This is a genomic window from Devosia sp. GW821-FHT12F11, from assembly GCF_058806655.1.
The window spans coordinates 229,674-245,172 of the sequence record NZ_JBXAPX010000006.1 but is presented as its reverse complement, the minus strand read 5'-3'; the positions used below and the strand labels follow the sequence as shown (position 1 = coordinate 245,172).

Annotated in this window: 12 protein-coding genes; 5 read left to right on the top strand and 7 right to left on the bottom strand. The window is 64.9% G+C overall.

Going from position 1 to position 15,499, the window contains the following annotated elements:
- Positions 1-206 precede the first annotated feature (206 nt).
- Genes AC1ROK_RS18785 through AC1ROK_RS18775 form a run of 3 tightly spaced genes read right to left on the bottom strand, consistent with a single transcriptional unit; the run spans position 207 to position 5,985 of the window.
- A complete protein-coding gene (locus tag AC1ROK_RS18785; protein ID WP_492849693.1) occupies positions 207-1,490 on the bottom strand; it encodes an acetyl-CoA C-acetyltransferase in 1,284 nt (427 codons plus the stop codon).
- A gap of 1 nt (position 1,491) precedes the next feature.
- Positions 1,492-3,462: a 3-hydroxyacyl-CoA dehydrogenase NAD-binding domain-containing protein gene (locus AC1ROK_RS18780; protein ID WP_492849691.1), complete on the bottom strand. Its 1,971-nt coding sequence runs from the start codon at positions 3,460-3,462 to the stop codon at positions 1,492-1,494.
- A gap of 36 nt (positions 3,463-3,498) precedes the next feature.
- Positions 3,499-5,985, bottom strand: coding sequence for an acyl-CoA dehydrogenase (locus AC1ROK_RS18775; protein WP_492849689.1), 2,487 nt, complete (start codon positions 5,983-5,985; stop codon positions 3,499-3,501).
- A 307-nt stretch (positions 5,986-6,292) separates the two neighbouring features.
- Here AC1ROK_RS18775 and AC1ROK_RS18770 point away from each other — a divergent pair, with 307 nt between their 5' ends.
- From AC1ROK_RS18770 to AC1ROK_RS18755, 4 genes are read left to right on the top strand one after another with little or no spacing between them, the layout of a single operon-like run.
- Positions 6,293-8,008, top strand: coding sequence for a long-chain-fatty-acid--CoA ligase (locus AC1ROK_RS18770; RefSeq protein ID WP_492849687.1), 1,716 nt, complete (start codon positions 6,293-6,295; stop codon positions 8,006-8,008).
- On the top strand, positions 7,995-8,384 hold the full coding sequence (locus AC1ROK_RS18765; RefSeq protein WP_055882993.1) for a MerR family transcriptional regulator: 390 nt from the start codon (positions 7,995-7,997) through the stop codon (positions 8,382-8,384). Before AC1ROK_RS18770 ends, AC1ROK_RS18765 begins: the two co-directional genes overlap by 14 nt.
- Before the next feature lie 36 nt (positions 8,385-8,420).
- On the top strand, positions 8,421-8,675 hold the full coding sequence (locus tag AC1ROK_RS18760; RefSeq protein WP_492849685.1) for a type II toxin-antitoxin system Phd/YefM family antitoxin: 255 nt from the start codon (positions 8,421-8,423) through the stop codon (positions 8,673-8,675).
- On the top strand, positions 8,672-8,932 hold the full coding sequence (locus AC1ROK_RS18755; RefSeq protein ID WP_492849683.1) for a Txe/YoeB family addiction module toxin: 261 nt from the start codon (positions 8,672-8,674) through the stop codon (positions 8,930-8,932). Before AC1ROK_RS18760 ends, AC1ROK_RS18755 begins: the two co-directional genes overlap by 4 nt.
- On the opposite strand, the gene AC1ROK_RS18750 is transcribed toward AC1ROK_RS18755, so the two are convergent.
- The 3 genes from AC1ROK_RS18750 to AC1ROK_RS18740 are packed head-to-tail and all read right to left on the bottom strand — an operon-like array spanning position 8,933 to position 11,798.
- Positions 8,933-9,190: a UvrB/UvrC motif-containing protein gene (locus AC1ROK_RS18750; protein ID WP_492849681.1), complete on the bottom strand. Its 258-nt coding sequence runs from the start codon at positions 9,188-9,190 to the stop codon at positions 8,933-8,935.
- A gap of 8 nt (positions 9,191-9,198) precedes the next feature.
- The gene (locus AC1ROK_RS18745) at positions 9,199-10,776 is read right to left on the bottom strand and encodes a cisplatin damage response ATP-dependent DNA ligase (RefSeq protein ID WP_492849679.1); all 1,578 of its coding nucleotides are present in this window, start codon (positions 10,774-10,776) and stop codon (positions 9,199-9,201) included.
- The gene (locus tag AC1ROK_RS18740) at positions 10,773-11,798 is read right to left on the bottom strand and encodes a ligase-associated DNA damage response exonuclease (protein WP_492849677.1); all 1,026 of its coding nucleotides are present in this window, start codon (positions 11,796-11,798) and stop codon (positions 10,773-10,775) included. Before AC1ROK_RS18740 ends, AC1ROK_RS18745 begins: the two co-directional genes overlap by 4 nt.
- A gap of 111 nt (positions 11,799-11,909) precedes the next feature.
- Between AC1ROK_RS18740 and AC1ROK_RS18735 the strand changes: the two genes are divergently transcribed.
- The gene (locus AC1ROK_RS18735) at positions 11,910-12,419 is read left to right on the top strand and encodes a Crp/Fnr family transcriptional regulator (protein ID WP_492849675.1); all 510 of its coding nucleotides are present in this window, start codon (positions 11,910-11,912) and stop codon (positions 12,417-12,419) included.
- 158 nt (positions 12,420-12,577) lie between these two features.
- On the opposite strand, the gene AC1ROK_RS18730 is transcribed toward AC1ROK_RS18735, so the two are convergent.
- Entirely contained in the window at positions 12,578-15,496 is a 2,919-nt protein-coding gene (locus AC1ROK_RS18730) for an insulinase family protein (RefSeq protein WP_492849673.1), read from the bottom strand.
- Between the last annotated feature and the right edge of the window lie 3 nt (positions 15,497-15,499).

Sequence of the window (15,499 nt, the reverse complement as noted above, 5' to 3'; positions counted from 1 at the left end):
TTCATTGTTGTCCCATCTCCTTGAAAGACATTTCCTGACGTGGGCCGGCGATTAGCATGCCATGCCTCATTTTGGCCGGACTGGTCGGAACCGCCGGATTGGGTACGGACCCTATGGCATCAGGTTTTCGCTGACAAGCGGGACATTGACGTAAGCGTCAAGTGTTACACGAGGCGTGCGAAACTATACTTGGCTGTGGATAGTTCTCACGCCGCGCGCTCGACCAGCGCGGTGACGCCCATGCCGCCGGCGGTGCAGACCGAGATCAGGGCGCGCTGCTTTTCGGAGCTGTTGAGCAACTTGGCGGTAAGGCCGAGGATGCGGGCGCCGGTGGCGGCGAAGGGGTGGCCATAGGCGAGGCTCGAGCCCTTGGTATTGATCTTGTCGGGGTCGATCTCGCCCAGCGGGATCTCGCGACCGAGCACATTGCGGTTGTAGTCGGGGTCGCGCCACGCCTTGAGCGTCGCCAGGACCTGGGCGGCAAAGGCCTCGTGGATTTCGAACAGATCGATATCGGCAAAGCTGAGGTTGGAGCGGCGCAGCATTTCCGAGGCGGCAATGGTCGGCGCCATCAGCAGGCCCTCACCATGGGCGAAGTCGTTGGCCGCCACCTGGCCGAGGGTGAGGTAGGCGAGCACCGGCAGCCCACGGGCTCGAGCCCACTCTTCGCTGGCCAGCAGCACGGAAGCCGCGCCGTCGGTGAGCGGAGTGGAATTGGCGGCAGTGAGCGTCCCCTTGCCGGAGCTCTTGTCGAAGGCAGGCTTCATCGTCGCCATCTTTTCGAGGCTGGTGTCGGCGCGGACATTATTGTCCTTCAGCACCCCGGCGAACGGCACGATCAGGTCGTCGTGGAAGCCTTCGTCATAGGCGCGGGCAGCGTTCTGGTGGCTTTTCAGCGCCAGCGCATCCTGCTCCTCGCGCGAAATCTCCCACTGCCGGGCCATCAGCTCGCAATGCTGGCCCATCGACAACCCGGTACGCGGCTCCTGCGTCGAGGGCGCGATCGGGGTCAGCTCGCCGAGGTTGAAGCCTTTGAACACCTTGAACTTCTCGCCGGTGGTGCGGGCCCGGCTGAGCTCGATCATGCGATGCTGGAACTTGTCCCCGAACACCACCGGGCTGTCAGACACCGTGTCGGAACCGGCGGCGATGGCGCTGTCGATCTCGCCGGTAGCGATCTTGGCGCCCAGCGACAGCGCCGCCTGCAGCGAGGTGCCGCAGGCGATCTGCACATTGGTGCCGGGGGTGCGGGGTGAGAGGCCCGCATCGAGGCTCGCCTCGCGAGCAAGGTTGAAATCGCGGCTGTGGCTGAGCACGGCGCCGGCCATGACTTCGCCGATCGCCTCACCCCTCAGGTTGTACTTGTCGACGAGGCCACCCAGCGCCGCCCCGAGCATCGAGAGGTTTCCCTCCTCGGCATAGCCGGTATAGGCACGAGCGAAGGGAATGCGGGCCGAGCCCACGATGGCGACTTTGCGCAGTTCGGCCATCTCAGGCTCTCCCGTCCTTGCGGGCCTGCATCGGCCCTCCGAGGAACGGCGCGAAACCGGTCCCATAGATGACGCCGATATCGGCGAGGTCGGCCGAGGCGACGACGCCCTCGGCCACGGCGATTTCGGTGGCATCGACCAGCGGCTGCACCAGCTCGCGGCCCAGCGCAGCCAGATCCGGATGCGGCGGTACCTCGCCCTTCACTGCCTTGCCGTTGGTCCAGGTGTAGAACCCCTGCCCGGTCTTGCGGCCCAGCTTGTTCTCGGCGATCAGCCGGGCGAAATCGCTGGCGGGCGACACCGGGCTGCCCAACTCCTCGGCAACGAACTTGCCGACATCGAGCCCGACGGTGTCCATCAGCTCGATCGGACCCATCGGCATGCCGAAGGCGACGGCCGCAGCGTCGATCTGTTCCTTGTTCGCCCCGCCCTCGACCCGCTGCACCGCGGCGAGCATGTAGGGCATCAGCACCCGGTTGACGAGGAAACCGCGGGCCGATTTCACCACCACCGGTGATTTGCCGATGGCGAGCGCGAAGCTGGCGCCGCGGGCGATGTCGTCATCGGAGTTGAAGCTCGAGCGGATCACCTCGACCAGCGGCAGCTGCGCCACCGGGTTGAAGAAGTGCAGCCCGACCAGCCGGCTCGGGTTGGTCAACCCTTCGGCAATGCGCTCGAGCTCGATCGAGGACGTATTGGTGGCGAGGATCGCTCCGGGCTTCGCTTTGAGCTCTGCGTCGATGAACACCTTGTGTTTGATCTCGAGCTTTTCGACCACCGCCTCGATGATCACGTCGGCCCGGGCGATGCCCTTGCCGGTGACGTCTGCCTCGAGCCGGGCGACGGCGTTGTCGATCTCGGTCTTGGTACGGAGGCGCTTGCTGAACAGCTTCTTTGCCCGCTCGAGCGCCGGCTTGATGCGCTCCATGTCGAGATCCTGCAGCGTCACGCCCATGCCGCGCAGCGCACACCAGGCGGCGATGTCGCCACCCATGACGCCGGCGCCGACCACGTGGACGCGCCGGAACACCGGCTTGTCGTTGCCGCGCACGCCCTGCTTCTTGAGGCCCTCGGAGAGGAAGAACACCCGGCGGAGGTTCTTCGAGGTCGGCGATTCCATCAGCGGGATGAAGCGCTCGGCCTCGCCCTCAATCATGGCGCGCCAGTCGTTGCCGTGTTCCTCGAACAGGTCGATCAGCGCATAGGGCGCCGGGAAGTGCGCCGGGTTGGCTTTCTTCCTGGCCTCTTCGCGCATCTTGTTGGCGATATAGCCGCGCACCGGACCGAAAGCGGCGGCCCGCTTGGCGAAGGGCGCCTCGCTGCTCTTCTTGTTCTGCAGCACCGCCTTCCGCGCTTCCCAGCGCAGCGTGTCGCGGTGGCGCACAAGCTTGTCGACCAGCCCCATGCGCCGCGCCTGCCCGGCGCGCAGGAGCTTGCCGGTCAGCATGATCTGCATCGCATCGACCGGTCCGGCCTGCCGGATCGAGCGGCCCGAACCGCCGAAGCCCGGGAAGATGCCGAGACCGACCTCGGGGAAGCCGATGCGCGTCTTGTCGTCATTGACGGCGATCCGGTATTGGCAGCTGAGCGCCAGCTCGAGCCCACCACCGAGGCAGAAGCCGTGGATGCCAGCCACCACCGGCACCTTCAGCGCTTCGATCCGGTCGAACAGCGCATGCGCCCGGTCGAGCGCCGCCTTGAGCACGCCGGGATCCGACATGTCGTCGAACTCGGTGACGTCGGCGCCGGCGATGAAGCCGGAGTCCTTGCCCGACAGCAGCACCACGCCCTTGAGTTCGCCCGATGCCGCCAGTTGCTCGAGCGCCGTGACGATGCCCGCCAGCTCCGACAGCGTCTCGCGGCTCAGCGTGTTCACCGGGGCATCGGGAACATCGATGGTGAGCCAGCCGATGCCCTCGAAATCGAGATCGAAGCTCCAGGCGCGGCTTGACGGCATTTGCGGGTGGGCCATTTCCGGCTCCTCGTTCTCTAGAGCGTTTCGGGGTCTCTACTCGGCTGCGGCGTCGATGGCGGCCGGCTCGCGGCGCAATTGCTTGGAACCGAGTTCATCGAAATCGAAATCGTCGACCTTGATCACCCGGTCGGTCGCCTGGTCGGCGAGCCTGAGCGTTGCGGCCTCGGCTTCGGTCAGGACGCCCGCCTCCACCGCGTCGCTGATCGCATCGCGATCGAGCCGGCGCTCGACGACGCCCTTCTTGATGGCGCGCACGAACTTGGTTTCGATCTCGGCCGCACCGGTCACCTTGAGCAGTGCATCTTCCAGTACGCCGGTCGGATCCTTGGGGTCCATCGAGACATAAGTTCCCTTGGTGAGCCGATCGCGGAAGGCGCCGGGCTGCATCACCGAACGGGCCAGCCGGTAGGTCTCGCGGTCCGAAGCCGGCTTGGCGTGGCGGCCGAGAGGGAACACCAGAACCCGCATCAGGTTCCTCAGCGCAAAGCTCGGGAAGTTGGCGAACACCGCGGCAAAGCTCTGCTCGAGCGAATAGCAGAGGTCGCGGGCGATCGCCTCGACCACCGGGCGATCCTCGGCGAGCCGCCCATCATCCTCATAGCGCCGCAGCACCGAGGAGAAGAGGTAAAGGTCGGAGAGGATATCGGCCATGCGGCCCGAAAGCCGCTGCTTGCGCTTCAGGTCGCCGCCGAGGAAGGCAACCGTCCAGTCGCCGCAGAGCGCGAAGCTCTGGCTGTAGCGGCTGAGCAGCTTGTACCAACGCGCCATCTCGTGATCGACCGGGGTCGAGGCGAAAGCCCCGAAGCTGATGGCGTGGAGGAAACTGCCGACCATGTTGCGCAGCATGAAGCTGGCATGGCCCGCGAACGCGCTGTCGAAAGCGGCGATGCCGGCCTTCCGGTCCTTGTTCTGCGCCGCCGAGATCTCGGCATAGAGATACGGGTGCGCCCGGAGTGCCCCCTGCGCGAAGGTGATCAGCGTGCGGGTCAGGATATTGGCGCCTTCGACGGTGATCGCCACCGGCGTCGTCATGTAACCCGAGAACAGGTAGTTGGTGGGCCCATCCTGCACGGCACGGCCGCCATGGATGTCCATGGCGTCATTGAAGGCGAGCCGCATCGCCTCGGTGGTACGGTACTTGAGCAGCGCCGACAGCACCGAAGGGCGCTGGCCCTCGTCGACCATTGAGGCGGTGAGACCGCGCGACGCTTCGTAAGTGTAGGCGAAGCGCACCATACGGCTCAGCGGCTCGGCCACGCCCTCCATCAGGCCGACCGGGATGCCGAACTGCCGGCGGATGCGGGCATAGGCCGAGGTGACGCGCAGCGCGTGCTTGATCGAGACGGTGCCGATGGCCGGCAGCGAGATGGCCCGGCCGGTGGCGAGGCACTCCATCAGCATGCGCCAGCCCTGCCCGGCATATTCGGTGCCGCCGATCAGAAAATCCATCGGGATGAAGACGTTGCGGCCTTGCGTCGGGCCGTTCATGAAGGCCGAGCGCGCCGGATAATGGCGGCGGCCGATCTTGACGCCCTTGTGCTTGGCCGGGACCAGCGCCAGCGTAATGCCGATATTGTCGACCTCGCCGATCAGGTGCTCGGGATCGTGCAGGTGGAAGGCGAGGCCGAGCAGCGTCGCAACCGGCGCCAGCGTGATGTAGCGCTTGTCCCAGCTGAGTTTCACGCCCAGCGTTTTCTTGCCCTCATACATGTCGTAGCAGACCACGCCGACATCGCGCATGCCCGCCGCATCGGAGCCCGCATGCGGGCCGGTGAGCGCAAAGCACGGGACTTCCTGCCCCCTCGCGAGGCGGCTGAGATATTTCTTCTTCTGTTCCTCGGTGCCGTATTTCTCGAGCAGCTCGCCCGGCCCGAGCGAGTTGGGCACCATCACAGTGATGCCGGCGGCGATCGAGCGCGAGGCGATTTTCGAAACCACCTGGCTCTGCGCCTGCGCCGAAAAGCCGAGGCCACCGTGCTCGCGGCCGATCAGCATGCCGAGAAAGCCCTGCTCCTTGAGATAGGTCCAGACCGCCGGAGGCATGTCGGCGCGGTTGTTGCGCGTGTCCCAGTCATCGATCATGGCGCAGACTTTTTCGCACGGCCCATCGAGGAAGGCCTGCTCTTCGGTCGAAAGCGTCGGCTTCCGTACCCCGAGCAGCTTGCTCCAGTCCGGACGCCCGGAGAACAGCTCGGCGTCCCAGCCGACGGTGCCGGCATCGAGTGCCTCCTGCTCGGTGCGGCTGACGCGCGGCAGGATGGATTTGACGAGGCCGTAGGCCGGGCCGGAGAGGACCAGCTTGCGGACGGGCACAAGGGACAACAGACCGAGGATCACTGCCGGCAGCAGGGCGAAGACCCAGCCCACCAGGTCCGTCATCAACCAGAGACCATTATCTGTCGAGATGCGGGTGAGTACCCCGATCAGCAGCGCCGCCACCGCCCATTGCCAGAGCGGCGCACGGCGCATCGCCAGCACCGCGAAAAGGGCAATCGACAGGATCAGCAGAGCCCAGACCATGCACATCTCTCCTCGACCAAGGGTCGTGGCGCATCGTCGACAAGCGAGATGAGCCCCCCGCTCAACAACGCGCCCGGTCCGATTCTTGTTGCCGATTGTACTGCCCGGGCAGGCGCCATCACCATAAAATAGCAACGGTTGACGTATACGTCAACCAATGGACCTTAACTGCATGTCGCAATGGCCACCGCGCTTCCCTGCCCGCCGCAACCGGATAGCTCACAAGGTTACGTCGCCGGTTTGACGCTAACGTCAATTGGTGGGATATTTCACGGTAACGGGCGCCAAAAGCCTGAGGAGGAAGAAGATGGCCAATACCGCGGCGGGCGCCACGCGCCCGTGGACCGAGCATTATCCCCCGGGCATTTCCTGGGATGTGCCGATCGACACCACACCGGTGCATGAGACGGTCCTCGCCACCTGCGCGCGCACCCCGGATGCCGATGCGCTGGATTTCCTAGGCAAGAAGACCCGCTTCGGCGAACTGGCCCGCCTGATCAACGCCTTTGCCGGCGCGCTGCAGGGCGAACTGGGGGTCAGGAAAGGCACGCGCGTCGCGCTGCTGCTGCCCAATACGCCGTTCTACGTCATCGCTTATTACGCCGTGCTGAAGGTCGGCGGCATCGTGGTCAACTGCAACCCGCTCTACACGGTCAAGGAACTGAGCCACATCGTCGGCAATTCCGGCGCCGAACTGATGGTGACGCTCGACCTGAAACTCCTGTTCGAGAAGGCCGAAGAACTGGTCGACGCCGGTCACGTCAAGAAGCTCATCGTCTGCCATTTCCCCGATGCGCTGCCCGGCCTCAAGAAGCTGCTCTACAGCGTCGCCAAGGGCAAGGACCTGAGCAAGCCGGACAAAAGCCGCATCGCCGCCAAGGTGGTGCATTTCGACAAGCTCATCGACCGCAAGCTGACCCCGGCTCCGGTCCCGATCGACGCCGCCAAGGACGTGGCCGTGCAGCAATATACCGGCGGCACCACCGGGTTGCCCAAGGGCGCCATGCTGAGCCATGCCAACATCGCGGCCAATCTCAGCCAGATCGACCACTGGGCGCTGGGCTTGTTCAGGTCGCCATCGCGTACCGTCGCGGTGCTGCCGTTCTTCCACATCTTCTCGATGACGGCCTGCCTCAATACGCCGCTGGCGGCGGGCGGCCAGGTGGTGATGCTGCCGCGCTTCGAGCTCAAGGCCTTCCTCGATCTGATGAGCCGTACCGGCGCCAACATCCTGCCGGCAGTGCCGACCCTGGTGCAGGCGCTCTCCAAGGCCGGCGACAAGGCCAGACCGCACTTGGTGTCGGTCGAGGTGACGGTTTCGGGCGGCGCACCGCTATCGGACGAAGTGCGCCACAACTGGAGCAAGGTGTCGAACTCCCTGCTCGCCGAAGGCTACGGGCTGACTGAAGCCTCGCCGGTGGTGTGCTGCGCGGCGCTGCGTGTGCCGAGCAAACCGTTGTCGATCGGCCAGCCGTTGCCCGGCACCGACATCCGTTTCGTCAATATCGAGACCGGCGAAACGGTGCCGCTGGGCGAGCGCGGCGAGCTGCAGGTGAAGGGCCCGCAGGTGATGCTGGGCTATTACAACAACCCCGAGGCGACCAGAGATGCGTTCATGGACGGGTGGCTGCGCACCGGCGACGTCGGTTATGTCGACAGCGATGGCTACGTCTTCCTCGTCGATCGCATCAAGGACCTGATCATCTGCTCCGGCTTCAACGTCTATCCGCGCACCATCGAGGAAGCGATGCTGCACCACCCTGCGGTAGACGAGGTCAACGTCATCGGCGTGCCAGACGAGTATCGCGGCGAGGCGCCGGTGGCCTTCGTCAAACTGAAACCGGAGCAGCAGACGACCGAAGCTGAACTCAAGAAATTCCTTGCCGAAACGCTCAACAAGATCGAGATGCCCAAGGAAATCATCTTCAAGGACCAGTTGCCCAAGACCCTGATCGGCAAGCTGAGCAAGAAGGAGCTGCGCGAGGAATACGCTCAGCGCAAGAACAAGCATGAACCGGCCTGAATCCGAAAACCGCGACCTGTTCGCCATTGCCGACCTCAGCCAGGAGTTCGGCATCTCGACCCGCGCCATCCGCTTCTACGAGGCCAAGGGCCTGCTCAACCCCGAGCGCGTCGGCGGCACCCGCGTGTTCCGCCGACGCGACCGCGCCCGGCTGATCCTGATCCTGCGCGGCAAGCGCCTGGGCTTCTCGCTGCGCGATATCTCGGACTATCTGAGCCTCTACGACGCGCAATCGCAGACCGCCCAGACCAAGCTCCTGGTCGCCAAGGTGGATGAACGTCTGCACCTGCTCGAGCGGCAGAAGGCCGATCTTGAAACGACGATCGGCGAGCTCAGGGAGATCCGGAAGCTGGCGGGCGAGCGGGTCGGGGCTTAGGTTGAATTTCTGTACGTGATTGCGTATAGTATTCGCATGCGTGCCACCAATGCCACCGACTTCCGCAAAAACCTCGCCAACGAACTCGACCGCGTCGAGAACGATCGCGAACCGCTGATCGTCACACGCTCGGGCGGCAAGGCCGCAGTGATCGTGATGTCGCTCGAGGAGTTCGGCTCTTGGGAAGCGACACAGCACTTGCTCAAGAGCCCCGAGAATGCGCGCCGGCTGCGAGAGGCGATCGCTCGGCTGGACGCAGGTGGCGGTACCGCCCGGAAGCTCATTGAGTGAGGATCGTCTTCGACCAGGATGCCTGGGAGGACTATCAGCACTGGGCACAGAACGACCGGGCCATTCTGAAACGCCTCAACCGCCTGATCGAGGACTGCATTCGCTCGCCGTACAGCGGAATCGGCAAGCCGGAAGCCTTGCGCGAGGACTTTTCGGGATGGTGGTCACGCCGCATCGATGAGGAGCATCGACTTGTCTATCGTGTCACCGACGGCGACCTCGTGATCGCCCAGTGCCGCTTCCACTACCACAAGTAGCTACCGCTTCCGCGGCTTCACATTGGTCATCAAGTCCGGCTTCTTCGGCCGCTTCCAGCCCTTCGGCGGCTCGACCACCGGGACCTGCGTGCCCAGTCCCATCTCGCCTGGCGGCGGCTGGCGGACGACCGCGCCGCCCTTCATCGCCGCGATCTCATCGCGCAACCGCGCCGCCGTCTCGAAATCCTCGCGGGTAACCGCAGCGAGCATTTCGCCTTCGAGCGCGATGATCTTTCTCTCGATGGCGGCGAGCGACATATCCAGCCTCAGGTGGCGGTCAAGAAGACCTGCATTTCGTCAAGCGTTGCGGCCTCGCTGGCCGGCTTGTCCCACCTTATCCGGTTGATGCGGGGGAAGCGAAGGGCGATGCCGGATTTGTGCCGGCCCGATTGCTGCGCGCTGTCGAACGCCACCTCGAACACCAGCTCCTTCGAGACCTCCCGCACCGGGCCGAAGCTGGCGACGGTATTGTTGCGCACCCATTTGTCGAGCTGCTTCAGTTCCTCGTCGGTAAAGCCGAAATAGGCTTTGCCGATCGGCACGATCTCGTTGCCCTTCCAGACGCCGAACGTGTAGTCCGAATAGAACGACGAGCGCTTGCCGTGGCCGCGCTGCGCGTACATCAGGATGGCGTCCACCACGTTCGGGTCGCGCTTCCACTTGTACCACAGGCCCTTGGGACGTCCCGGCACGTAGGGCGCATTGCGCAGCTTCACCATCACCCCCTCGTGCCCCTGCTCGGCAGCGCCGCGGCGGCGGATCTCGGCCAGATCGTCCCAGTCGCGATAGCTCAGCACCGGGGAGAGGTCGAGGCGGGTCTGCGGGTTCTCCTCGAACCACCTCTCGAGATGCTGCCGCCGCTCGCTCCACGGGAGCGCCCGGATGTCCTCGTTGCCGTCGAACAGCATGTCGTAGACGCGGACGAAGCCGGGGTAGTCGGCAAGATGCCTGGCCGTCGCGACCTTGCGATTGAGCCGCTGCTGCAAGTCGTTGAACGGCAGCGGTTCGAACTTCGCCCCGACCAGCAGCTCGCCGTCGAGCACTGCATCGCCGAAGACGCTTTCGGTCACGTCAGGGAAGGCGGCGGCGATATCGTCGCCGGTGCGCGAGAACAGCGACACCCTGCCCTTCGACGCGATCAGTTGCACCCTGATGCCGTCCCATTTCCACTCGGCGACGAAGTCGGCGGGGTCGAGCTTCTCGAGGTCCTTGCCCTCATCGATCGGGTTACTGAGCATCAGCGGGTGGAAGCGCGCGGTGTGATCGATATCCGGCCGCTCCGCCTTGCCGCTGAGCCAATCGAACAGATCGGTGTAGGGCACGGTGAGGCCGTTCCACACCTCCTCGATCTCCTGCAGCGCCTTGCCGCTCATTTCGGCCAAAGCGGTCTTGGCCAATCGCGCATTGACGCCGATGCGCAGCGCACCGGTGGCGAACTTCACCAGCGCCCAGCGCTCGTTGATCGAGGCTCGCGTCAGCAGCGAACCGATAAGACGCGGCAGCTCGGACTTGCTGGTCATGTTGAACAATTCGACCAGGTCCGAGAGCGAGGGCAGCGGCTCTATCCCGCCATGATGCGGCCAGATCAACGCGATGGTCTCTCCCAGATCGCCGACATAATCGTAGCTGAGCGCGAACAGATGCGGATCGACCTCGGCCAGCACGACATCGCGCAGGATCGCCGGCTTAACGTTCTTGAAGGTGAGCGCGCCGGTGAGGATGGCGAGCGCAAAGCCGCGATCCGGGTCCGGCGTCTCGGCAAAATACTGCGTCAGCGCCTCGAGCTTGCGGTTGCGCGACGGAGTGAGCGCCAGGAGCTCCATCAGTTGGGCGAAGCGCCTCACTCTTCGAGCTCCCCCTGCGCATCGGGCTCGCCCTCTTCGCCCTCCTCGAACGCCTGGATGTTGAGCGGCTCGGCTTCGAGCCCCTGCTGCCGGCAGTGATAGACCAGCGCATCCTCGCGCCCATGCGTCACCCAGACCTTGCCGGCCTGGGTTTCGGCGATGGTCTGGCGCAACTCGTTCCAGTCGGCATGGTCGGAGATCACCAGCGGCAGCTCGACGCCGGATTGCCGGGCCCGCTGCTTGACGCTCATCCAGCCCGAGGCGACGGCCAGCACCGGATCGGGCAGCCGGCGGCTCCAGCGATCCTTGATGGCAGAGGGCGGCGCGATGACGATCTGCCCGGCGAGCTCGGCCTTGCTGGTGCCGAGCGTCGGCTTCAGTTCCCCGAGCGGGATGCCGCGGGTGATGTAGAGTTCACAGAGCCGGATCATCGCCCCGTGCAGGTAGATCGGCGCGTCGTAGCCGGCGTCGCGCAACAGCGCGATCACCCGCTGCGCCTTGCCCAGCGCGTAGCAGCCGATGACATGGGCGCGATCTGGAAAGGCAGCAGCAGAGCGCAGCAGCCGGCCGATCTCGTCGAGCGGATCGGGGTGCTGGAACACTGGCAAGCCGAACGTCGCTTCGGTCACCAGCAGGTCGCACTCAGCGAGCTCGAACGGCTGCGCCGTCCGGTCCGGCAATCGCTTGTAGTCGCCGGTAACGACGATGCGCTGGCCCTGGTGCTCCATCAGAACCTGTGCCGAGCCGAGGATGTGGCCGGCCGGCTTCAGCGTGATGGTCACGTCATCCACCAGCAGCGGCGTATCGAACTCGAGCGGCTGGAACCGGCCCGCCGAGTCCTCGCCGTAGCGGGCCTTCATGATGGCGATGGTGTCGGGGGTCGCCAGCACGGCGCCGTGACCCGCGCGCGCGTGATCGGCATGGCCATGGGTGATGATCGCCCGGGCCCGGGGCACCGGGGGATCGATATAGGCGCCGATGGGTCGGACGTAGAGGTCGCGATCGAGGAACGGGGAAGCCATTGGACTAAAGTACTTCCTCCAATCCGGAACGACGTATGAAAATCAACGGCGAAACCCTATCCCGGTTGCATTTGACCGAATAGGCTGCGCTGACAATCAACGGAGCCGATAATGGAGAGCCTGCTCGAACTGGCCGCAGCCCAGCCGACGCGCGTACTGGCGCCCGGCGAAATACTGATCGCGCAGGGCCGTGAGGGCGGGGATCTATTTGTGCTCGAAAGCGGGCAATTGCTGGTTGAACGCGACGGGGTAGCGATTGCCAGCATCTCGTCGCCGAACTCGGTGGTCGGCGAGATGTCGGTCGTGCTCGGCACACGCAACAGTGCGACGGTGCGGGCCGACGGCAATGCCACTGTCCGTGTCATCATGGACGCGCGCAAGTATCTCGAGCAGGACCAGGCGATGACGTTTCGCCTCGCCTGGCTGATGGCGAGCCGGCTCGATGCGACCTCCGCCTACCTGGTGGAACTGAGCAAGCAGCATACCGGCAAGGCCGAGCAGAACATGCTCGGCAAGATCCTCTCCGCCCTGCACCTGCAGACCGACGACGATCATTACGCTGCCGTCGCCCGCACCGACATGTTCGGGACCGACGACCCGGGTGGGGCGTACAAGGACTAGTCGGCTGCTCCTGCGTAGGCACCCGCTTGCCACCACCACCGAATGTCATCCCTGCGAAAGCAGGGACCCAAGCATCCACTTGCGCTGAGGCGAGTTGGGTCCCAGCTTTCGCTGGGATGACATCGGAGTTGGGGTCAGAAACTGACTCCCCCGAACGACTACAGAACCTTCGTCACCTTGAGGAAATTCCCGCGCTCGTCGTTGGCGGCCTTGATCGCCTTCTCAGAGCCGAGCACGACCACCTGGCCGCTGCGCGCGACCTGATCCAGCGCCTCGGCCAGCGCCTTGAAGTCGCGGTTGCTGGCGCCGAGAATCTCGTCGCGGCGCTTCTGCCGCGCATCCTCGCTGTCGCCGGTGAGTTCCCAGACCAGCGCGGTGAAGCCCTTGGCGTCGGGCAGCCGGTAGGTATCGACCGAACCGATGACGCCGATCACCGAGCGCACCAGGTCCTGCTCCCCTACCCCGTCTTTGAGGAAGGCCGAGGCCTTGTCGTAGACATCGATGGTGTCGACGAGGTTGGGGTCGCGATACGAGGTGAAGGCGAAGGTACCGGCGAACGGATCGAGCCCCGACGAGCCGCCATAGGCGCCGCCCTGCACCCGCACCTTGTCCCACAGATACGTGGTGTTGAGGTGCTTGATGGCGACGGCGGTGCCGCCGGTCGGTTCGAACCCGAGCGCCTTGAGGTTGGCGCCCTTGGCCACGTAGTTGACCTGGCCCGGAAAGGTGAGGCCCTCCGACTGCGGACCGGGCTCGTACCCCCAGCCTTCGGCTGAGGGACCGGCGCCCGTCGGCAGCGCCGCGATGAACGTCGCCAGCTCCGGCTTCAGCGCCGCAATGGCAAAGCTGTCGGCGGTGACGTTGACGATCATCCCGGTGCGGCCGATCAACAGCGTGCGGATTTCCTCGAGCGCCGCCTGCACCGCCGGCCAGTTGCCGTCGATCTGAGCGGCGAGGTCCTTGAGGAAGAAGTAATGGCTGACCCCGCCGAGCTTCTCGTTGAGCCAGTCGGCCTCGCTGAACCCGGCGCGTACCCGCATCGAGACGATGCCATTGCCCATGCCGGCCAGCGAGCTTTCGAAGCCGGCCTTCGATTCCAGCACCATCTGGCGGATGCGCTCGCGGTTATCGAGCCGCGCATCGGTCAGTACGTCGTGCATGATCGACAGCATGTCGCCGACATGATCGGGCGTCGCCTTGCCGCGGACGAACAGCCAGGCGGCAGTGCCCGAACCATCGCGGCGGGTCGAGGTCCAGCGACTGGCACCGACGCCGCCGGTGGTGCGGCCGATGCGCTGGGTCAGCGAGACGAAATCCTCGCTGCCGGTGCCGGTCTGGGTCAGGGCGCGGGTAAACAGCGGCAGGTAGGGCAACAACCGGCCCGGCAGCGCCGTGAGGTTGAAACCGAGATCGAGATAGACCACGCCGCTGGTGGGCAGGTCGTGGCTGAACAGTGTGACGCCTTCAAGCTCTTCCTTAGCGATGGGGATCGCCTTGTTGGCGCGCGGCAGGTCCTCGAGCGTCAGCGTGGGGATCCTGGCCAGCGCTTCGGGTGGATCGACCTCGTTCTGCAACGCCTTGAGGTGGCGGGTCTGTTCGGCCACCTCGGCGATGCCGGCCGCATCGAGCCCCTGCTGCGCCGCATCGAGCCGCGCCCGCTCCTCGGCGGCTTCCTCGGCCGCCTTGTTCGGGTCGGCGGTGAGCAGCACGGTGGAACGATGCTTGTTGTCGAGGATATGGGTCTTGATCAGCCTTTCGAACACCGGCTCGCCGGCGGCCAACTTGGCCTTGAGCGCCGCCAGCGGCGCTTCGAAGCTCAGCGGCTCCAGCGGGTCGCCCCCATAGAGCCAGGTGCCCATGGCGCGGAACATCAGCGCGATGCCGCGCGGGAACGAGCCGGTGTTGTTTTCCCTGAGCCCGAACTCGGTGGTGTTGACAGCTGCTTCGATGGTCTTGGGGTCGATCCCCTCAGCGCTGAGCTGCTCGAGCGTCGAGATGATCAGCTGCTCGACCTTGTCGCCGGCATCATCCGCAATGCCCTTGAGCCCGAAGGTAAAATAGGGTTGGCGGATGCCATCGGCGAGGCCCGAACCGGTGAGCCCTTCGCCCAGCCCGGAATCGATCATCGCCTTCCGCAGCGGCGCTGCGGACGTGCCGACCAGCACGGACTCGAGCACGTTGAGCGACAGCGCCAGCTCGGGGTCGGTGATCTCGTCGAGCATCCAGTTGACCGACACCATGGCGGTCTTCTTGCCGGCCTCGGCTTCGCTGGCGGCGTAAGTCTCGTGCAGCGAGCGCGGCGCGCTCCAGCGTGGCTGGATAGCGATCTCGGCCTTGGGATCGATGCGCTCGAACTGGCTGAAATACCCCTCGAGGATGGCGAGGCGCTGCGCCGGATCGTCATCGCCGTAGAACACCACGCGCGAGTTGGACGGGTGATAGTACTTCGAATGGAAGTTCTTGAAATATTCGTAGGTGAGGTCGGGGATCGCCTTGGGGTCGCCGCCCGAATTCACCCCATAGGTGGTGTCGGGATAGAGCGACAGCTGGCTGACCTTGCCCAGCACCGCGGCGGCCGAGGAATAGGCGCCCTTCATCTCGTTGAACACCACGCCCTTGTAGACCATCGGCCCTTGGGTGGAATCGAGCTCGTAGTGCCAGCCTTCCTGCCGGAACGTGTCCTCGCTGATCAGCGGGAAGTACACTGCGTCGAGGTAGACATCGACCAGGTTGTAGAAGTCCTTGAGGTTCTGCGACGCCACCGGATAGGCGGTCTTGTCGGAGAAGGTCATGGCGTTGAGGAAGGTATGGAGCGAGCCCTTCAGCAGTTCCACGAACGGCTTCTTCACCGGATATTTGCGGGAACCGCACAGCACCGAATGCTCGAGGATATGCGCCACACCGGTCGAATCCTCCGGCGGGGTCTTCAGCGTCACGCCGAACACCTTGTTCTCATCGTCGTTGATGAGGCTCAGCACCTCCGCCCCGGTTTGCTTGTGCCGATAGAGCCTGGCCAGCGAACTGATCTCCCCGATCTGCTGCTCGCGGACGAGTTCGAAGGCGGGATGCTCGGACATGTG

Coding starts and splice junctions, on each gene's coding strand:
- AC1ROK_RS18750 (WP_492849681.1), bottom strand. CDS start 9,190: ATGTCGCTCGCCGCCATCGAGAGAAAGATCATCGCGCTCGAAGGCGAA.
- AC1ROK_RS18760 (WP_492849685.1), top strand. CDS start 8,421: ATGCGTGCCACCAATGCCACCGACTTCCGCAAAAACCTCGCCAACGAA.
- AC1ROK_RS18740 (WP_492849677.1), bottom strand. CDS start 11,798: ATGGCTTCCCCGTTCCTCGATCGCGACCTCTACGTCCGACCCATCGGC.
- AC1ROK_RS18775 (WP_492849689.1), bottom strand. CDS start 5,985: ATGGTCTGGGCTCTGCTGATCCTGTCGATTGCCCTTTTCGCGGTGCTG.
- AC1ROK_RS18780 (WP_492849691.1), bottom strand. CDS start 3,462: ATGGCCCACCCGCAAATGCCGTCAAGCCGCGCCTGGAGCTTCGATCTC.
- AC1ROK_RS18765 (WP_055882993.1), top strand. CDS start 7,995: ATGAACCGGCCTGAATCCGAAAACCGCGACCTGTTCGCCATTGCCGAC.
- AC1ROK_RS18735 (WP_492849675.1), top strand. CDS start 11,910: ATGGAGAGCCTGCTCGAACTGGCCGCAGCCCAGCCGACGCGCGTACTG.
- AC1ROK_RS18785 (WP_492849693.1), bottom strand. CDS start 1,490: ATGGCCGAACTGCGCAAAGTCGCCATCGTGGGCTCGGCCCGCATTCCC.
- AC1ROK_RS18730 (WP_492849673.1), bottom strand. CDS start 15,496: ATGTCCGAGCATCCCGCCTTCGAACTCGTCCGCGAGCAGCAGATCGGG.
- AC1ROK_RS18770 (WP_492849687.1), top strand. CDS start 6,293: ATGGCCAATACCGCGGCGGGCGCCACGCGCCCGTGGACCGAGCATTAT.